We start from the raw sequence: 18257 nt of genomic DNA on the forward strand, positions 1-18257 counted from the left end.
AAACTATTAAAAAACTTAATGGGTGTCTAAGGTTTTGAATCCTTTTACTAAAGTATCCAATTCTTTAATTTGTGCCAAAAATGGCTCAAGTTGCGATAAACGCAAAGCCGATGGTCCATCGCATTTAGCCACATCTGGATCAGGATGTGCTTCCAGAAACAAACCAGCCAAACCTGTTGCCATTCCTGCTCGCGCCAATGTCGTAATTTGCGCACGGCGACCACCCGCCGAATCAGAGCGACCACCTGGCGTTTGTAAGGCATGCGTCACATCAAAAAAAACAGGGACATTCATATCTTTCATGATATCAAAGCCGAGCATATCGACGACCAGATTGTTATACCCAAACGCAGATCCACGTTCACATAAAATCAGTTTATCATTACCTGCTTCCAGACATTTATGCAGAATATGACGCATTTCATGTGGGGCTAAAAACTGGGCTTTCTTGATATTAATAATCGCCTGTGTTTTTGCCATCGCTTCAACCAAATCAGTTTGACGACTTAAAAATGCAGGCAACTGAATAATATCAGCAACTTCAGCAACTGGCGCAGCCTGATAAGGCTCATGCACATCAGTAATGATAGGCACATTAAACTGTTTTTTAATTTCGCCTAACCATTCAATGCCTTTGTCTAGTCCTGGACCACGAAATGAATGCAGGCTAGAACGATTGGCTTTATCAAAGCTTGCTTTAAATACATAAGGAATATCAAGACGCTTGCAGATATCAATATAGGTTTCTGCAATTTCAAAGGCTAAGTCTTTTGATTCTAATACGTTCATACCGCCGAATAATACAAATGGCAAATGATTTGCCATTTGTATATCGCCTAAACGTACAATTTCTTGTGGTTTTAATTGTGACATTTAAACTTCCTAGTTTATGCGCCGATTACTTGCTCTTTTGATACTGTTTCTTTGCAGCACCAATAAAGCTTGCAAATAATGGATGACCATCACGAGGTGAACTTGTAAACTCCGGATGGAATTGTACAGCAATAAACCACGGATGTTCTGGAATTTCAACCGTTTCTACCAAATGCTGTGCAGTTGAATAACCTGAGATTTTCATACCCGCTTGTTCAAGCGGTTCAATAAAACGGTTATTCATCTCATAACGATGGCGATGACGTTCAGTAATTTCAGCTTTACCATATACTTCGCGTGTTTTAGTCCCTTCAACCAATTCAGACTTCTGCGCGCCTAAACGCATCGTTCCACCCAAATCTGATTCAAGACTACGCTGTTGCAATTCACCGCGCTCATCTAGCCATTCGGTAATCAAACCAATCACTGGGAATTTAGTCGTACGATTAAACTCAGTTGAAGTTGCATCGGCCATGCCAGCAACATTACGCGCATATTCTACAACCGCAAGTTGCATACCCAGACAAATCCCTAAAAATGGAACTTGTTTTTCACGAGCATACTGAATTGCTTTCATTTTGCCTTCAGTACCCCGCTCACCAAAACCGCCTGGTACTAATATCGCATCAGCACCATCAAGTACAGAGACATCTAAATCTTCAAATTTTTCAGCATCTACGTAGTCAATCTGAACTTTAACGCGGTTTTGAATCCCTGCATGCAACAAAGCTTCATTCACTGACTTATAAGCATCTGGAAGCTCGACATATTTACCCACCATCGCCACGCGAACGGTATATTCAGGGTTAAATAATCCTTCACACACTTGATCCCAGTCAGACAAATCTGCTTCAGGTAATTCATTAAAGCCAAAACGTTCACAAATTAAATCATCAACATTTTGCTCATAGAAATCACGTGGAATCTGGTAAATGGTTTTTGCATCTTTACACACGACAACAGCACGTGCTTCAACATTGGTAAACAATGCGATTTTGCGTTTGGTATCAGCATCAACATCGTGTTCAGTACGACAGATCAAAATATCTGGCTGAATACCAATAGACAACAACTCTTTTACAGAATGCTGTGTTGGCTTGGTTTTAAGTTCAGCCGCAGATTTGATGTAAGGCAGTAATGTCAAATGCATGAGCATCGTACGCTTATGACCTAACTCGACCATAAGCTGACGTACAGATTCCATAAAAGGAAGAGATTCAATATCACCAACTGTACCGCCAATTTCAACAATTGCGACGTCATAGCCTTCACCAGCAGCTAATACACGCTCTTTAATATTGTCGGTGATATGAGGGATAACTTGTACAGTACCACCAAGATAATCACCACGACGTTCTTTATTTAAAACATCCTGATAAACTCGGCCACTGGTAAAGTTGTTCAATTTGGTCATTTTCGCACGACGTAAGAAACGTTCGTAATAACCCAAATCTAGGTCAGTTTCGGCACCATCCTCTGTGACAAAAACTTCACCATGCTGGAAGGGACTCATTGTTCCCGGATCGACATTAATGTATGGATCCATTTTTACCATGGTCACTTTTAAACCACGGGCTTCTAAAAGTGCAGCAACTGAAGCAGCTGAAATACCTTTACCTAGTGATGAAACAACACCACCAGTCACGAAAATAAAATGGGTCATTGAGTTTCTCGTACAATCGAGCCTAAATCGGCCTACAATGTTGGGCAATTTTACTTTACTCTGTACCTATAAAGCAAAGTCAATCCGCCGCAATTCATAGAACAATAAACAATTGGTTATTCTATCAGCATTTTCGATAAAAATTTAGGTATCACGACTAGGATTTTCAATCTTATATTTGCTGTTATAATGGTTGTACCTCGATTAATCATAGATTTGTGCAAGTATGAATAAGAAACTTTTAATTTGTGGCATGATTGCAACAGGTCTCCTTTTAACTGCATGTGTTAAAAAAGAACCGCCTAAAGAAGAAGAGCAAGAAAAAGTTGAAACAACGACTCAGGAGCAACCTCAACAACCTGCCGAGTTTAAATCTCTTGATAGTGCAGGAACTCAACAGGAAATCCCGACTCAGGTTCAGGTAGAACGCGAAGAAACGCCACACACGACAACTGAAGTTCGTCGTGAAGTAATTTCAGCATCTACGCCAACTGAAACAAACACACCGGTTCAACAACCGAAGAAAGAAGAAATGAAAGCTGAATCAGTCAAACCAGCAGCGGAACAAGTTGCTTCGACTAAAGCAAATAGCAGTAGTAGCAGTTCTCAAAGTGAAGATGATGCTGTTGCCGCCGCCATTGCAGCAGCTACACCTGCATTAAAAAACTAAGTTTTAATGCTGTCTAAAAAAGCAGATAAGTCATCCTTATCTGCTTTTTTATTGGGCTAAATCTAAAAACAATGATATGAAGTCTAATAATGTTTCAAAAAATCTGCCATCAATCTTGCTGCCCATGATCGGGTATTAAATCCCTCATAAAAACCGCAATGACTGCCTTTTTTTGTGGTGATCACCGCAATGTTGTCCATCTGCTGAATCACGTGTTTGTAAGGTTCTAAATTTTTAATCGAACATACAGGATCATCTTCTGCATTTAAAATAATGAGTGGGATTTTGACATTTTCAAATACATAAATAGGGTTAATAGCTTGGCAATAACTTTGATAATCCTGAAACCCAGCCATTTCATAATATTCTTTTTCGAATTCTTCGAGTGTTGTGCTTGCCAAGACTTTTTTGAGTGAAGCCGTGTGACTCCATGTCTTTTGATAAGGATGAATAAAATTTTTAAATAATTTTTTGGTCATCATCTTGCTATAAAAAGGATGTACATTTTTAAAGCCAATTTCTGTGTTATAGCCTGGACACATTGCAAAGGCTGCCTTAAATGGCGTATTTGTACCTTGCTCACCAAGATAACGCACCAAAAGACCAGTTCCCGCGGAAGAACCTACGGCGTACAAATCTGATGTTGGGAATAGATTGTGAATATGAATAAGTTGTTCTTTAAGGTCATGGGTTGATCCAAAAAGTGAAATTTGCGGTATAGGCATGGGTAAACCCGCATGTCCGCGCCGTAAGCATAATGCAATTCGCCAACCTGTATACTCATGCAGATCTTTTACCAGTTCACGCATACTTTCAGGTGTTCCTGTAATGGTATGCATGACCACGATTGTCGGGGTTTCAGGCGCCAGATCATAACCATACCAAGCAATCGCAGTTACACCACCATCCTGCATGGTGAGTTGATCAATACGGTCATAATTTAACTTTATGGTTTTTTTACGAATAATATCAAAATAGAGTAAATGGACATGGGTATTACTCAGCCACGGGGTTGGTCGATATTTTTGCTTTAATTGAGGGAGTTTTTCCAAAACATCTTTAATTTTTCCTTTCGGATCATAATAGATTTTTGGTGGTTCTGCACCCAGTACCGCATCGTAAAAGTTTGAACCCAAAACCTTTATTTTGTTTAAAATCGAAATGCCCATATCCAATAACGACCTCTAACGATGCGTAAAGTGTTTGTGTCATCAACTATGACCAACTACCCTCAAGTCACATAATTTCATTTGATTAAATAAAGACTGTGATGGTGGCCAATAAATTTCTAGCCTAACAATTTTAATCACATCTTGAAAATATCAAAATTGCTTAGGCTCATTTAATTTGGTTGATACTTCGCAAATCTTGCACCCATTTTCTCTGCCAACGCAGCCAAACCACTCATTGGACGAATCATCACTTCAAATTCAACAATTTTACCTTGTTGATTAAAACGAATCATATCAATCCCTTTTAAGGATTTACCGCTAACATTGGCAGCAAATTCCAATACCACGCTTGCACCATCTTCAGTATAAAATTCACGGTGATACGTAAAGTCTTCAAAAACCTGAACAACATTGGTTAAAATAAAAAAAACCACATGTTTCCCTTCATAAGGTTTATAGGCAACAGGTGAACGAAACACGACATCTTCAGCCAATAAATAATTTAAATCGGATAAATCTCCAGACTTGACCATTTGATGCCATTTTTCTAAAGATTGTTTAGTAATTTCAAGTGTCATGATATTTTCCCTTTTTCATGCATAAAATTCAGGGCATTTTCTCTAGGAAAATGCCCGATATGATTTAAAGTGTTGCAGCTAATTCAGCACCTTGACGAATCGCGCGTTTGGCATCCAGCTCACCCGCTTCTTTTGCCCCACCAATCAGATGGACATTTTTACCATCGGCTTTAAGTTGATCATACATAGCCGTATATGACTCTTGTCCCGCACAAATCACGACATTATCTACGTCTAAAATACGGGTATGACCATCTACCGTGACATGTAGCCCTTGATCATCCACTTTGTCATAGTTTGCACCTGCAATCATTTTTACATCGCGATGCTTTAGGCCTGTACGATGAATCCAACCTGTCGTTTTACCCAATCCAGCACCCACTGCGGCACTCTTACGTTGCAATAAATAAATTTCACGATCGGATTGTTCCAGTTCAGGCTGTTTCAAACCACCGACATGTGCATATGTTGTGTCAATTCCCCATTCTGCATAGAATTTTTCACGATTTAAGCTACCACTTTCCCCTTCGTGGCTTAAATATTCAGCCGTATCAAAACCAATACCGCCTGCACCAATAATTGCAACTCGTTTACCAACAGGTACGCGTTCTTTTAGCACTTGGATATAGCTCAATACTTTTGGATGATCGATACCTTCAAATTGTAATTGACGCGGTGTTACGCCTGTCGCAACAACAATTTCATCATAGTTAGCTTTGCTGAGTTCTTCATAAGTTACGGTATGATTTAAAACCAGTTCAATGTTCGGTTGTAATTCAATTTTACGTTTAAAATATCGCAAAGTTTCATAGAATTCTTCTTTACCAGGAATCGTTTTAGCAATATTAAACTGCCCACCAATCTGGTGATTTGAATCAAATATTTTAACTTTATGACCACGACTTGCAGCATAAGTTGCAAAGCTTAAACCCGCTGGGCCAGCACCAATAACCGCAATATTTTTTATCGCAGCAGTTTCTTTAAAAATTAGTTCAGTTTCATAGCAAGCACGTGGGTTAACCAAACACGTTGCTATTTTCATCGAAAAAATATGATCTAGACATGCCTGATTACAACCAATACATGTATTAATTTCATCACTACGACCTTCACTGGCTTTTACGACAAACTCTGCATCCGCTAACATTGGGCGTGCCATTGAAATCATATCGGCATGACCTTGCGCCAAAACATGTTCTGCCATTTCAGGTGTATTGATACGGTTAGATGTAATTAATGGAACTGAAACTTCACCTTTTAATTTCTCAGTCACCCATGTGAATGCAGCACGTGGTACTTTGGTCGCAATGGTTGGGATTCGTGCTTCATGCCAGCCAATACCCGTATTGATAATAGTTGCACCAGCCTGTTCTATTTTTTTTGCAAGTTGAATCACTTCTTCTAAAGTAGAGCCACCTTCAACCAAATCCAACATCGATAGCCGATAAATGATAATAAAGTTTTCGCCAACCAAATCACGTGTACGCTTTACGATTTCAATTGGAAATTGGATACGATTTTCATAACTCCCGCCCCATTCATCATCACGATGGTTGGTACGTTCAGCAATAAATTCATTAATTAAATAACCTTCTGAACCCATGATCTCAACACCATCATAACCCGCGTATTGCGCAAGTTTGGCGCAATTGGCAAAGTCATCAATGGTTTGTTGCACTTCGCTTGAACTGAGTACTTTAGGTTTAACTGGATTAATAGGTGCTTGAATTGCGGAAGGTGCAACATTATTTGCCTGATATGAATAACGTCCAGTATGCAAGATCTGCATCGCAATTTTGCCACCTGCATCATGCACAGCTTGAGTAATTACTTTGTGTTTTTCAGCTTCTTCAAGGCTATCGAGTTTAGAACCGCCAGCAAAAGTCACACCATCGTCATTTGGTGAAATACCACCTGTTACGATTAATCCCACATCACCTTTAGCACGTTCGGCATAAAATGCAGCCATACGCTCATAACCATGCGGTGCTTCTTCCAAACCAATGTGCATAGACCCCATCAGTACACGGTTTTTTAAAGTCGTAAAGCCCAAATCAAGGGGTTTTAATAAATGTGGATAAGCTGACATATTTTCTCCTTTGGCTCGCAATCTGCTTGCTTAATGCAACTTGTTGCATAAATATATAATCAAATTTTATTTTTTATGCAACTTATTGCATAATCTTATCAGTCACAAAATGTTTGGATTGCCATGTCACTGTCTCACGTTTTACTCACCAGCTTATTGGAAAAACCAAGTACAGGTTTTGAGTTAGCACGTCGTTTTGATCGTTCCATGGGCTTTTTCTGGAATGCAAGTCATCAGCAAATTTATCGTGAGCTGAATAATATGTTAGGCAAAGGCTGGATTTCGACAATTGAAGAAGAAAACGAACATAGTCGTAAAAAAACTTATCAGGTTGAGCAACCAGGACGCGTTGAACTGGCAGATTGGTTGATTCAAAAAAGTGAACCTGCCCAATTACGTGAAGATCTTATGGTTCGATTACGTGCCGAAGCACAGTTAGGTGGAAATCAAATTATTTTAGAACTAGAACGCCATTTATTCTTACATAAAAATAAACTGGAAATTTACCAAACTATGTACGATAAAGACTTCAAAAATCAGACTAAGCAAGATCGAGTTTTATTTATTCATAAAAAAGTGCTAGAACTTGGAATAAACTTGGAAAAAGGCTGGATTGACTGGCTTGAAGATGTTATTCCACAACTTAAACAATTTGAAAATATTTAAATTCGATTTTTAAATACGAGGAATGCAATATGCCTTTTTACACCATGCCTGATCAGGAACAGTTATTCGTGCGCCGTATTGGGCGTGGAGAACCTGTTTTGGTATTATCTGGGCTTGGCATGGTCAGTTGGCAGTGGCTGCCTTTTATTTTCACCAATTTAAATAAATACGAATTTATTATTCCTGACTGGCGTGGTTTCGGACGCTCTAAAAATTGTGCTATTCCACAAAATCTTGATGCTATTTCCAGTCATTGGCGAGATATTGAAGCATTAATAGAACAATTAAATCTTCAACATTTCATTTTAATTGGATACTCCATGGGCGCAACCACAGCCATGCATGGTATGCAACATGGCAATCTGGCACAGCATTTGAAAGCGTATTTACATATTGATCAAACACCCAAAATTGCAGTTGACGAATCTTGGCAATTTGGTCTTTTTGGATCAAGACATGATAATTTTAAATCATTATTGAGTGCCTTAAATGACTTGCTAAATCACTATCCAGATGCGATTTATTTAAATGATCTGCCTTTTGCGCATCGTCAGCAATTGGTTCAGCTCTGGTCAAAATTTATTGAACTGCAAAGTAGCAATAAATACAGCCCGATTGTCTTTAAAGTTGCCTTAAACAAGCCACCTTTACAAAAGTATCTACTGCCAATTCAGCGCATTGATTATTTACACTGGTATGTAAAAAATTATCTGAATCACCAAGAGGATTATCGTCAGGCACTTGCCCGACTTGATTGCCCAACCACATTTTTTATTGGTCAAAACTCTAGTCTGTATCCTGAGACTGGTCAAACGATCATTGCCAAAAGCGTTAAAAAATCTCGCCCCGTTTATTTTAAACGTTCGGGTCATACGCCCTTACTTACTGAACCTAAAAAATTCAGTCAGGAAATCCGTAACTTTCTGAATAGACTGGAAACCTCTTAAAAAAGCGATGCCGATTAAAATCTAAATCGATGTATTCAGAGTCTCATCCAAATCATTTATACAAAGCTTTACCTTTAGTTAATTCTAAGCTAAACATTCAACACGATGCTTTATTATTCAAATAATTTGTGATTAAAGAAAATTCATAAATTAACTTAAGATTTTGTTTTTTATTGACTATTTTTACAACAACCACCCCGTTTTATTTTGAATCCATTTAAATTGTAATTTATTACTATGGATTGCAACTCTGTAACAGGAGTATTCTTAAATAGCTATCTATATATATTTTTATTTTTTAGGGCAGAAGCTTTGTTTACAAAGTAAATGATATTAGGAATAAATGGACATAGGATATTTATATGAGCGAAGTCGTTTATACCAAAGAAGAGAAGAAAAAACGCGTTTTAGGGATTGTTGGTGCATCCTCTGGTAATTTAGTTGAATGGTTCGATTTTTATATCTACGCTGTATTTGCCATGTATTTCCAGCATGCATTAACAGCACCAGACATGAGCTCCACTGCGCAAGGCATTTACGTATGGGGTGTATTCGCCGCAAGTTTCTTTATGCGACCAATCGGTAGCTGGTTATTTGGTCGAATTGCAGATAAACATGGTCGAAAGCAGTCTATGGTTATTTCGATTGCTCTCATGGCAATCAGTTCATTTCTATTTGCATTACTACCCACCTACGAGCAGGTTGGTATGATCGCACCATTCTTATTACTGTTGGTTCGATTGTTACAAGGCTTATCCGTTGGTGGTGAGTATGGAGCCGTTGCCACTTATATGAGTGAAATTGCACTTAAAGGTCAGCGTGGGTTTTTTGCATCTTTTCAGTACGTGACCCTTTCAGGTGGTCAATTACTTGCCAGTTTAGTAGGCGTAATTTTACTTGCGTTTATGAGTGAGCAACAACTCATGGATGGTGGATGGCGTATTCCTTTTGTGATCGGTGGTATTGCCGCCATTATTTCTTTATTAGCTCGAAGTAAACTTGAAGAAACGCTTTCCCATGAAGACAGTGAAAAGAAAGAATCAGGTTCTTTGCGCGAGCTTTTCAAAAAGCACTGGGGTACGTTTTTACTTGTTGTTGGCTATACTTCAGCAGGTTCACTCACCTTCTATGTTCTGACTGTTTATTCAAAAACTTATATTACCAGTTTAGGAATTGATGGTAAGACTGTTGGCTACATGATGACCTGTGCACTGTTTGTCTACATGATTGCCCAGCCTGTATTTGGTATGATTTCAGATCGAATTGGCCGCCGTGCATCGATGTTGGCTTTTAGTGCGGGCAGTGCAATTTTGATCTATCCTGTCATGGTCATTGCGATGCGCCATTTTAGTTATTCACCTGTAATCGTGACTTTGCTACTCATCTTCCTAATGATGTTCTTGAGTTTCTATACCTCCATCAGTGGTTTGATTAAAGCTGAAATGTTCCCTCCTCATGTACGTGCGCTAGGTGTTGGTTTCTCTTATGCCGTGGCTAATGCGATCTTTGGTGGTTCAGCACCTGCCGTTGCCTTACAGTTTAAACAGGCTGGTGTTGAAAATGAATTTTTCATTTATGTCATTGTAATGCTAATCATCTGTTTCTTCTGTAGTTTTAGACTTCCAAAAGAACCTGAATATTTACATCATGACAAATAAGTGATTAAGTAGGTGACTAAAATCCGCCTTATTGGCGGATTTTTTCTGCATAAAATCTGACTTGAATATTCATCTTCTTCTTTATACCTTTATATATTCCAATTCAATGTGGATACAGAGGAAAGAAATATGAAAAAATTGGTCGTTTTCTCTGGCGCAGGCATGAGTGCAGAAAGTGGCATTAGCACCTTTCGTGACAGTAATGGACTTTGGGAAAATTATCGGATTGAAGATGTTGCAACACCTGAAGCATGGCAACGTCATCCTGAAATCGTCCAGCGCTTTTATAATGAACGACGTAAAAGTATTTTAGATGCCGAACCTAATACGGCACATCTATATATTGCCCAACTTGAACAGTATTATCATGTTCAGGTCATTACACAGAATATTGATGATTTACATGAACGTGCAGGCTCAAGAAATGTACTACATTTACATGGCAATATTCGTTTAGCAAAAAGTTCTGGGCCAACAGCACAATTTACTCAAGATTATTATCCAATTGAAGGTTGGCAACTTGATTTACAGCGCGATCAATGCCCTGAAGGTTATCCGCTTCGCCCTCATGTTGTGTGGTTTGGTGAAGCTGTTCCCGCTTATGAGGATGCGATTCAAAGTTTACAAGACGCTAATATTTTTATTGTGATTGGTTCGACTTTAAGTGTTTATCCTGTGGCAGGTCTCATTCATGAAATTCCAACCAACTGTGAAGCATTTTATATTGATCCCAAAGCTGATTATTCGAGAGTGCCATCTCAGTATCATTTAATTGCAAAAACTGCATCTGCGGGAATGAAACAACTTTATGATCAACTCAAATAGGGTTAATTTCTTTTTTTTAATGAAAATTACCTTCTATTTTCAATTTTCATACACCTTTTGACTATTATTTCAGCAATACAAAATAACATTATCGTTCATATTATCGGCACAATGATGGAAATTTATACTATCTCTGCTTAATTGATCATCTATTCTTAAAACACAATCAAGAAAAATTTTCTAATATATTGAAATTTAAAAGATATTAAACAAAAAATTTAGACAAGTTATTTTTACACAAAATTACATAAAATATACTTAAAATTAACAGTTATTATTTTGGCATCCATGTTTGAATCAACGCCTTATTTTTAGGCAACCAAATTTTTTGATCGGACTGGTTGATTACTCGCGTAAATGCACATAAGGATAGGTCCCCACACATGAATTCTATCAATCCAACCATTATCACGTTTATATTCTACATCGTGGCAATGGTCTGTATTGGTCTCTATGCTTACAGAGCAACAAGAGACTTTTCAGATTATATTTTAGGTGGTCGAAGCCTCGGTAGCTTCGTTACTGCATTATCAGCTGGCGCGTCAGATATGAGTGGCTGGTTACTCATGGGTTTACCAGGCGCGATTTACCTGTCTGGACTTTCAGAAGCTTGGATCGCCATTGGTTTAATTATTGGTGCATGGCTCAACTGGTTATTTGTCGCGGGTCGCTTACGTGTACACACAGAAGTTCAATTCAATTCATTGACTCTCCCAGATTATTTTACCAATCGTTTCAATGACACCAAAAAATTATTACGTGTCTCTTCTGCTCTCATCATTTTGATTTTCTTTTCAATTTACTGTGCTTCAGGCATGGTTGCAGGTGCGCGTTTATTTGAAACCATTTTTGGTATGGATTATCACACCGCTTTGTGGGTCAGTGCGATTGCAACAATCAGCTATGTCTGTATTGGTGGCTTTCTGGCGATTAGCTGGACGGATACTTTTCAGGCTGGCATGATGTTTTTTGCATTGATGCTCACTCCTATTTTTGCTTATCTCGCTATTGGTGATGGTCAGCAACATGTTGCTCAGTTGATTGATGCCGCTCGTCCTCATGCTTTTAACATGGTTTCAGGGGTGAGTTTTATTGCCATCATTTCTGCAACTGCTTGGGGCTTAGGCTATTTTGGTCAACCACATATTCTGGTTCGCTTTATGGCAGCAGACTCGGTGAAATCTATTCCAGCGGCACGCCGTATCGGCATGTCTTGGATGATTTTATGTCTAGGTGGTGCAGTTGGTGCAGGCTTCTTTGGAATCGCTTTTTTTCAGGCCCATCCAGAGCTTGCAGGCAATGTCGGCAAAAACTCAGAACTTGTATTTATGGAGCTAGCACAGATTTTATTTAATCCGTGGGTCGCAGGCATTATCATGGCAGGTATTTTATCTGCGGTCATGAGTACGCTAAGTTGTCAACTTTTGGTGTGTTCAAGCACCCTAACCGAAGATTTTTACAAAGCTTTCTTGCGTAAAAATGCCTCTCAAAAAGAATTGGTTTGGGTCGGTCGTTTGATGGTTCTGGCGATTTCAGTGTTTGCCATTATTTTGGCAAGTAACCCTGAAAGTAAAGTTCTCGGTTTAGTGGCTTATGCATGGGCTGGTTTTGGTGCTGCATTTGGCCCATTGATTATCTTGTCATTGTTCTGGAAACGCATGACTTTAAACGGCGCTTTAGCTGGCATGATCGTTGGTGCTGTTGTGGTTATTGGCTGGAAAAATCTATTTGCTTCAACCGGTATTTACGAAATTATACCTGGATTCATTTTAGCAATGATTACGATTGTCGTGGTGAGCTTGTTAGGTAAACAACCTGGCAAAGAAGTCACTGACCGCTTTGAAGAAGCAGATCGTCTGTACCATGAATCCACATAATCTTTAAATTTTTTATATTAAAATCAAGGGACTTTAGACAGTCCCTTTTTTTATATTGCGTTTGGGCAATTTGATTTTAGAGGTTTCTTTGACGACTTGCATTACAGGATAACTGCGAGTTTCCTTCACCCCTGGTAACTGCCACAGTGTTTCTCCTGCGAACTTTCGATATTCATCCATGTTGGCACTACGGACTTTCATCAAAAAATCAAAACCACCACTGGTCATATGACATTCCACAATTTCAGGATATTCCAATACGGCTTCAATAAATTCGTTTAAGCCATTGGAAGTTGTTTTATCCAGTAAAATTTCTACAAACACGAGAAAGCTTGCATTGAGCCTCTCTGGATTGAGTTTTGCCTCATAACCAATGATAAATTCTTCTTTGGTCAGTTTTTGCACCCGTGCCATAACCGCCGTTGCAGAAAGATTGACCATTTCAGCCAGTTTTGTATTAGAAATTTTTCCATCTTCTTGAAGAATATCAAGAATTTTCAAATCCACGCGATCCAGCGACATAAACCCTCCTCAAGACAAGATATTTCACTAAAAAATAGCAATATTATAGTGAGTTATTCGGTAATTATTTTGCAATGATAAATTATCTAAACCTATCTCACAATATTGGAGTGAGATCGTCATTGGAATTTGACATGAACATCATGGATACCGACCCTAATATGGACACTGCAAAACCTCATTTCGGATATATCACTGAATTTAAAGAAAAAAGTGAAATAGAAGAACAGATTAATACTGCATGGCGTCGTCCTGAACCTGAAGCTGTAGAAACGCTATTTAAAGCGGCAGCTATTTCAGATGAACTGGACCATAAAATTTACGAGTTGGCGTTCGATTTGGCCAATGCTTTACGTGAACGCAAGACTTCCTCAGGCAAAGCAGGTATCGTTCAAGGTTTATTACAAGAATTCTCGCTTTCTTCTCAGGAAGGCATCGCCCTCATGTGTTTGGCTGAGGCTTTGTTACGCATTCCTGATGCCGCAACACGCGACTTACTCATTCGTGACAAAATCAATCAAGGCAACTGGAAAGACCATGTTGGTCAAAGCAGCCTGATGTTTGTCAACGCCGCAGCGTGGGGTTTAATGCTCACAGGCAAACTCATGGAAACGCCGAAACAAGGGAGCTTGTCTGGTTTACTCACCTCAATTCTTGCGCGTAGTGGTCGTGGTGTGATCCGTAAAGCTGTGGACGTTGCCATGCGGATGATGGGCGAACAGTTTGTCACAGGTGAAACTATCGAAGAAGCCTTATCCAATGCCAAATCGCTTGAAGATAAAGGTTTTCGTTATTCATACGATATGTTGGGTGAAGCCGCACTCACTGAACATGACGCCGAGCGCTATTTTAAAGATTATACGCAGGCAATTCATGCCATTGGAAAAGCTTCCAATGGTAAAGGTGTATATGATGGCCCTGGTATTTCCATCAAACTTTCTGCACTACACCCGCGTTATCAACGTTCACAAATCGCTCGTGTGCATGATGAACTCTATGGCAAAGTATTAGAACTGGCACAACTTGCAAAAAAATATGACATTGGTTTAAACATTGATGCTGAAGAAGCAGATCGTCTTGAAATTTCACTGGAATTATTAGAGCGTCTTTGCTTTGAGCCTGAACTCTCGGGATGGAAAGGCATTGGTTTTGTGATTCAAGCCTATCAAAAACGCTGTTTCTATGTGGTCGATTATGTCGTTGATCTAGCTAAACGTAGCGAAAAACGCTTGATGATTCGTTTGGTGAAAGGTGCATATTGGGATAGCGAAATTAAGAAAGCTCAAATCGATGGTATGGATGACTACCCTGTCTTTACTCGTAAAGTGCATACTGATTTGTCTTATATTGCTTGTGCTAAAAAATTACTGGCTGCACCTGAGCAAATTTATCCGCAATTTGCCACCCATAATGCACAATCGCTTGCGACCATTTATCAACTGGCAGATCCAAGTAAATATTATGTGGGTCAATACGAATTTCAGTGCTTGCATGGTATGGGCGAACCTTTATACGAACAAGTTGTTGGCTCACGTAGTGACAAAAAACTGGGCATTCCATGTCGAATCTATGCGCCTGTAGGCAACCATGAAACTTTGCTTGCATATTTGGTTCGTCGTTTACTAGAAAATGGTGCAAATACTTCATTTGTAAACCGTATTGCAGATCAAAATCTAAAAATAGAAGATTTGATTCAATCACCATTTAAAGAAATTGAACATATTGAAGCACGTGAAGGCCAGATTGGCTTAAAACATCCTTCAATTCCATTACCGCATGATTTGTATGGCAAGTTACGTCAAAATTCTAAAGGTTTCGATCTTGCCAATGATGCAACTTTGACCGCGTTAAATGAAACCGCGCAGCAGCTTGAAAATAAAGTTTGGGAAAGTAAGCCATTACTTTCGCATCAAGTTGAACAAATCGAGCTAAGTCCTCAACCTATATTAAATCCCGCCATACATCGTGATATTGTCGGTTATGTTCAGGAAGCAACGCTTGAGCATGTTGAAGTCGCTTTAAATTCGGCAGTTCTAGCTCAATCAAATTGGTCAAATACAGATAAAAATCAACGTGCAGCGGCACTGAAAAAAGCTGCCGATTTGATGGAATCACGCATGCAGGAGTTAATGGTTTTACTGTGCCGTGAAGCAGGTAAAATCTATGCCAATGCAATTGCTGAAGTCCGTGAAGCGGTTGATTTTCTACGTTATTATGCCACCCAAATTGAAAGTCTGAATCCCAATATTCAAATTCAGCCTTTGGGCACAATATTGTGTATTAGCCCGTGGAACTTTCCGTTGGCAATTTTTACAGGTCAAATTGCAGCAGCTTTAGTTGCAGGAAACTGTGTAATTGCGAAGCCTGCGGAACAAACACCTCTCATTGCAGCGCAAGCAGTTCACATTTTACATCAATCAGGTATCCCGACTGATGTATTGCAACTCATGCCAGGTCGTGGTGAAACTGTTGGGGCTAAGTTAAGCGCTGATGATCGTATTCAAGGCATCATGTTTACAGGTTCTACTGAAGTTGCCAAAATTTTACAAAAAACCGTTGCTAAACGCCTATCACCAACAGGTCAACCTATTCCGCTGATTGCGGAAACTGGCGGTCAAAATGCCATGATTGTTGATTCATCAGCATTGACTGAACAAGTAGTCATTGATGTAGTCAACTCAGCTTTTGACAGCGCAGGTCAACGATGCTCTGCCCTACGTATTTTATGTGTACAAGAGGACAATGCCAAAACGCTGGTCACCATGCTCAAAGGTGCAATGCAACAATTGATCATGGGCAATCCGTTTATCTTAAAAACAGATATTGGCCCAGTGATTGATTTAGATGCGAAACAAACCATTGATCAGCATATTCAAAAAATGGGCAACAAAGGTTATCCAGTACATCAGCTTATTTTAAATAATGATATATCAAGTCAAATTGAATTCAATCAGGGAACTTTTGTAGCTCCAACACTGATCGAACTCCCAAATCTTGATGATCTTGAGCGTGAAGTATTTGGCCCTGTTTTGCATGTGATTACGTATAAACACGGCGAAGTACAACAACTACTTGAACGTATTAATGCCAAAGGTTATGGGCTCACCATGGGCTTGCATACGCGAATTGATGAAACCATCAATACTGTGGTGCAAAATGCAGAAGTGGGTAATTTATATATCAACCGTAATATCGTCGGTGCAGTGGTAGGTGTACAACCTTTTGGTGGCGAAGGTTTATCGGGTACAGGGCCAAAAGCGGGTGGTCCACTTTATCTTTATCGCCTCATGGCAGATTGCTCGGAAAAAGCGTTACAGACTCCATTTGGCGTAAAGGCAGAAAAGATTGCTGAACCATTACCACAGTTAGCATTATTCCGTGAATTTTTTGCATGGGTGAAACAGCACTATCCAGAACAAAAGTTTCCAAATGTCGTTCCGATGAATGTGGGTCATGCTTTTGACTTACAAGGCCCGACAGGTGAAACCAATCGCTATATGATGCTACCTCGAAAACGTGTCTTGGCACTTGCACAAAATGAACTAGATTTGATTCATCAAATGTTAGCAATTTTTTCAGTCAACAGTCAGGTTGCATTACTTGAAGGTCATATGTTCTTGCAAAAATTTGCACAGCAGTTACCAACAGCAGTTCGTCAAGCGATCTTTGAAATTGGTCATGTCGAGCATGGTGATTTTGATGCAGTCCTTCATCATGGTTCAAATGAGGAATTACAAACATTACAAGCTCAAATTGCCAAACGTAAAGGTGCAATTGTAGGCATTACCCATATGCAAAACTCTGAACAAGTTATCCCCCTTGATCGGCTTGTCATTGAACATGCGATTAGCGTGAATACGGCTGCTGCTGGTGGTAATGCGAGCTTGATGACTATGTCTGAATAAAATCAGAGCTGTATCAACACCTTGTATAAATGCCCTAAATGTTTAACATTTGGGGCATTTTTATTTTAGAAAATATAAACATGTAAGCTAAAACAAATGCTAAAATTTGCAACATGCCATTTTATGGCATAAAATGGCTTTAATTTTCATATTTTAACGGAGGTCGCTTATGTCTGTACTTATCAAAAAAAGAATCCAGTACACAGTTGATGAAGCCATTTCTGAGTCGGCAGAATATATTATGTCAAAAGTTGGGCTTACCCCTGCAACTGTATTAAGCATGGTCTATGCAGAAATCGCACGTACAGGAAAAATACCTGTAAGTACTGAAGTCAGTGAGGATGATTTAAATACCGCAAAGTTGATCGCACTTAGCCATAATATTCCAAGTGTCAAAGTGTCAGATACTCAATCGACCAACGATTTTTTAGAAGATGATGGCGGGTATTAATGTCAAAAGCACTTTATTGGGCTTATGTTGGCTTTACTGATCTAGCCGATGGCAAAACTCGCCCTATTTTATATATTCGTCAAACAGATTCGGACTATATTGTTTTTCGTTTGAGTAGCCAATATCAAAACAAATCTGACTTCATCAAAAGCAAATATGTTGAAATTAAAGATTGGCAACTTGTCGGATTAACTAAACCATCGTGGATTGATACAGTACAAACCTATCAACTTCCGATTCATAAAACAAAATTAACCTATATCGGTCAACTTTCTGCACATGATTATCAACGATTAATTCAACATCTGATAGAAAATTAACAATATCCATCGCTGAACTACATCTAAGTTTTCTCCCTGTA

The 18257-nt window shown here is 39.1% G+C and carries 15 protein-coding genes; 9 read left to right on the plus strand and 6 right to left on the minus strand.

The features are described from left to right. Positions 1 to 15 precede the first annotated feature (15 nt). Positions 16 to 873, minus strand: a complete 858-nt coding sequence (gene kdsA, locus A7A69_RS00485; protein ID WP_152875946.1) for a 3-deoxy-8-phosphooctulonate synthase — start codon at positions 871 to 873, stop codon at positions 16 to 18. A gap of 25 nt (positions 874 to 898) precedes the next feature. Continuing rightward, complete coding sequence (locus A7A69_RS00490; protein ID WP_152875947.1) at positions 899 to 2536, minus strand: CTP synthase; 1638 nt, start codon at positions 2534 to 2536, stop codon at positions 899 to 901. A 226-nt stretch (positions 2537 to 2762) separates the two neighbouring features. Between A7A69_RS00490 and A7A69_RS00495 the strand changes: the two genes are divergently transcribed. Beyond that, entirely contained in the window at positions 2763 to 3206 is a 444-nt protein-coding gene (locus tag A7A69_RS00495; protein WP_120369154.1) for an internalin, read from the plus strand. Between the two features lie 83 nt (positions 3207 to 3289). Here the strand turns inward: A7A69_RS00495 and A7A69_RS00500 are convergent, their stop codons facing one another. From A7A69_RS00500 to A7A69_RS00510, 3 genes are all read right to left on the minus strand, one after another. Next, positions 3290 to 4375, minus strand: a complete 1086-nt coding sequence (locus A7A69_RS00500; RefSeq protein ID WP_152875948.1) for a YheT family hydrolase — start codon at positions 4373 to 4375, stop codon at positions 3290 to 3292. Between the two features lie 173 nt (positions 4376 to 4548). Beyond that, the gene (locus A7A69_RS00505) at positions 4549 to 4956 is read right to left on the minus strand and encodes a nuclear transport factor 2 family protein (protein ID WP_152875949.1); all 408 of its coding nucleotides are present in this window, start codon (positions 4954 to 4956) and stop codon (positions 4549 to 4551) included. A gap of 64 nt (positions 4957 to 5020) precedes the next feature. Further along, positions 5021 to 7045 carry an NADPH-dependent 2,4-dienoyl-CoA reductase gene (locus A7A69_RS00510; RefSeq protein ID WP_152875950.1) on the minus strand — a complete coding sequence of 675 codons (2025 nt, stop codon included), beginning with the start codon at positions 7043 to 7045 and terminating at the stop codon, positions 5021 to 5023. A 123-nt stretch (positions 7046 to 7168) separates the two neighbouring features. Between A7A69_RS00510 and A7A69_RS00515 the strand changes: the two genes are divergently transcribed. The 5 genes from A7A69_RS00515 (at position 7169) to putP (ending at position 13018) form a co-directional block, all read left to right on the plus strand. After that, positions 7169 to 7711: a PadR family transcriptional regulator gene (locus tag A7A69_RS00515; RefSeq protein WP_120369158.1), complete on the plus strand. Its 543-nt coding sequence runs from the start codon at positions 7169 to 7171 to the stop codon at positions 7709 to 7711. A gap of 29 nt (positions 7712 to 7740) precedes the next feature. Beyond that, positions 7741 to 8658 carry an alpha/beta fold hydrolase gene (locus tag A7A69_RS00520; protein ID WP_152875951.1) on the plus strand — a complete coding sequence of 306 codons (918 nt, stop codon included), beginning with the start codon at positions 7741 to 7743 and terminating at the stop codon, positions 8656 to 8658. A gap of 362 nt (positions 8659 to 9020) precedes the next feature. Further along, positions 9021 to 10316, plus strand: coding sequence for an MFS transporter (locus A7A69_RS00525; protein ID WP_120369160.1), 1296 nt, complete (start codon positions 9021 to 9023; stop codon positions 10314 to 10316). Positions 10317 to 10445: 129 nt separating this feature from the next. Next, positions 10446 to 11141 (plus strand): SIR2 family NAD-dependent protein deacylase, encoded by a 696-nt coding sequence (locus A7A69_RS00530; RefSeq protein ID WP_152875952.1) that lies wholly within the window; start codon positions 10446 to 10448, stop codon positions 11139 to 11141. 383 nt (positions 11142 to 11524) lie between these two features. Continuing rightward, entirely contained in the window at positions 11525 to 13018 is a 1494-nt protein-coding gene (gene putP, locus A7A69_RS00535) for a sodium/proline symporter PutP (RefSeq protein ID WP_152875953.1), read from the plus strand. 33 nt (positions 13019 to 13051) lie between these two features. Here the strand turns inward: putP and A7A69_RS00540 are convergent, their stop codons facing one another. Continuing rightward, a complete protein-coding gene (locus tag A7A69_RS00540) occupies positions 13052 to 13540 on the minus strand; it encodes an Lrp/AsnC ligand binding domain-containing protein (protein ID WP_120369163.1) in 489 nt (162 codons plus the stop codon). Between the two features lie 134 nt (positions 13541 to 13674). Between A7A69_RS00540 and putA the strand changes: the two genes are divergently transcribed. From putA to A7A69_RS00555, 3 genes are all read left to right on the plus strand, one after another. Beyond that, positions 13675 to 17445 (plus strand): trifunctional transcriptional regulator/proline dehydrogenase/L-glutamate gamma-semialdehyde dehydrogenase, encoded by a 3771-nt coding sequence (putA, locus tag A7A69_RS00545; RefSeq protein ID WP_152875954.1) that lies wholly within the window; start codon positions 13675 to 13677, stop codon positions 17443 to 17445. Positions 17446 to 17614: 169 nt separating this feature from the next. Continuing rightward, the gene (locus tag A7A69_RS00550) at positions 17615 to 17896 is read left to right on the plus strand and encodes a type II toxin-antitoxin system RelB/DinJ family antitoxin (RefSeq protein ID WP_120369165.1); all 282 of its coding nucleotides are present in this window, start codon (positions 17615 to 17617) and stop codon (positions 17894 to 17896) included. Continuing rightward, entirely contained in the window at positions 17896 to 18216 is a 321-nt protein-coding gene (locus tag A7A69_RS00555; RefSeq protein WP_152875955.1) for a type II toxin-antitoxin system PemK/MazF family toxin, read from the plus strand. Before A7A69_RS00550 ends, A7A69_RS00555 begins: the two co-directional genes overlap by 1 nt. Positions 18217 to 18257 lie beyond the last annotated feature (41 nt).

This window comes from Acinetobacter guerrae (assembly GCF_009372255.1).
Classification (GTDB): Bacteria; Pseudomonadota; Gammaproteobacteria; order Pseudomonadales; family Moraxellaceae; genus Acinetobacter; species Acinetobacter guerrae.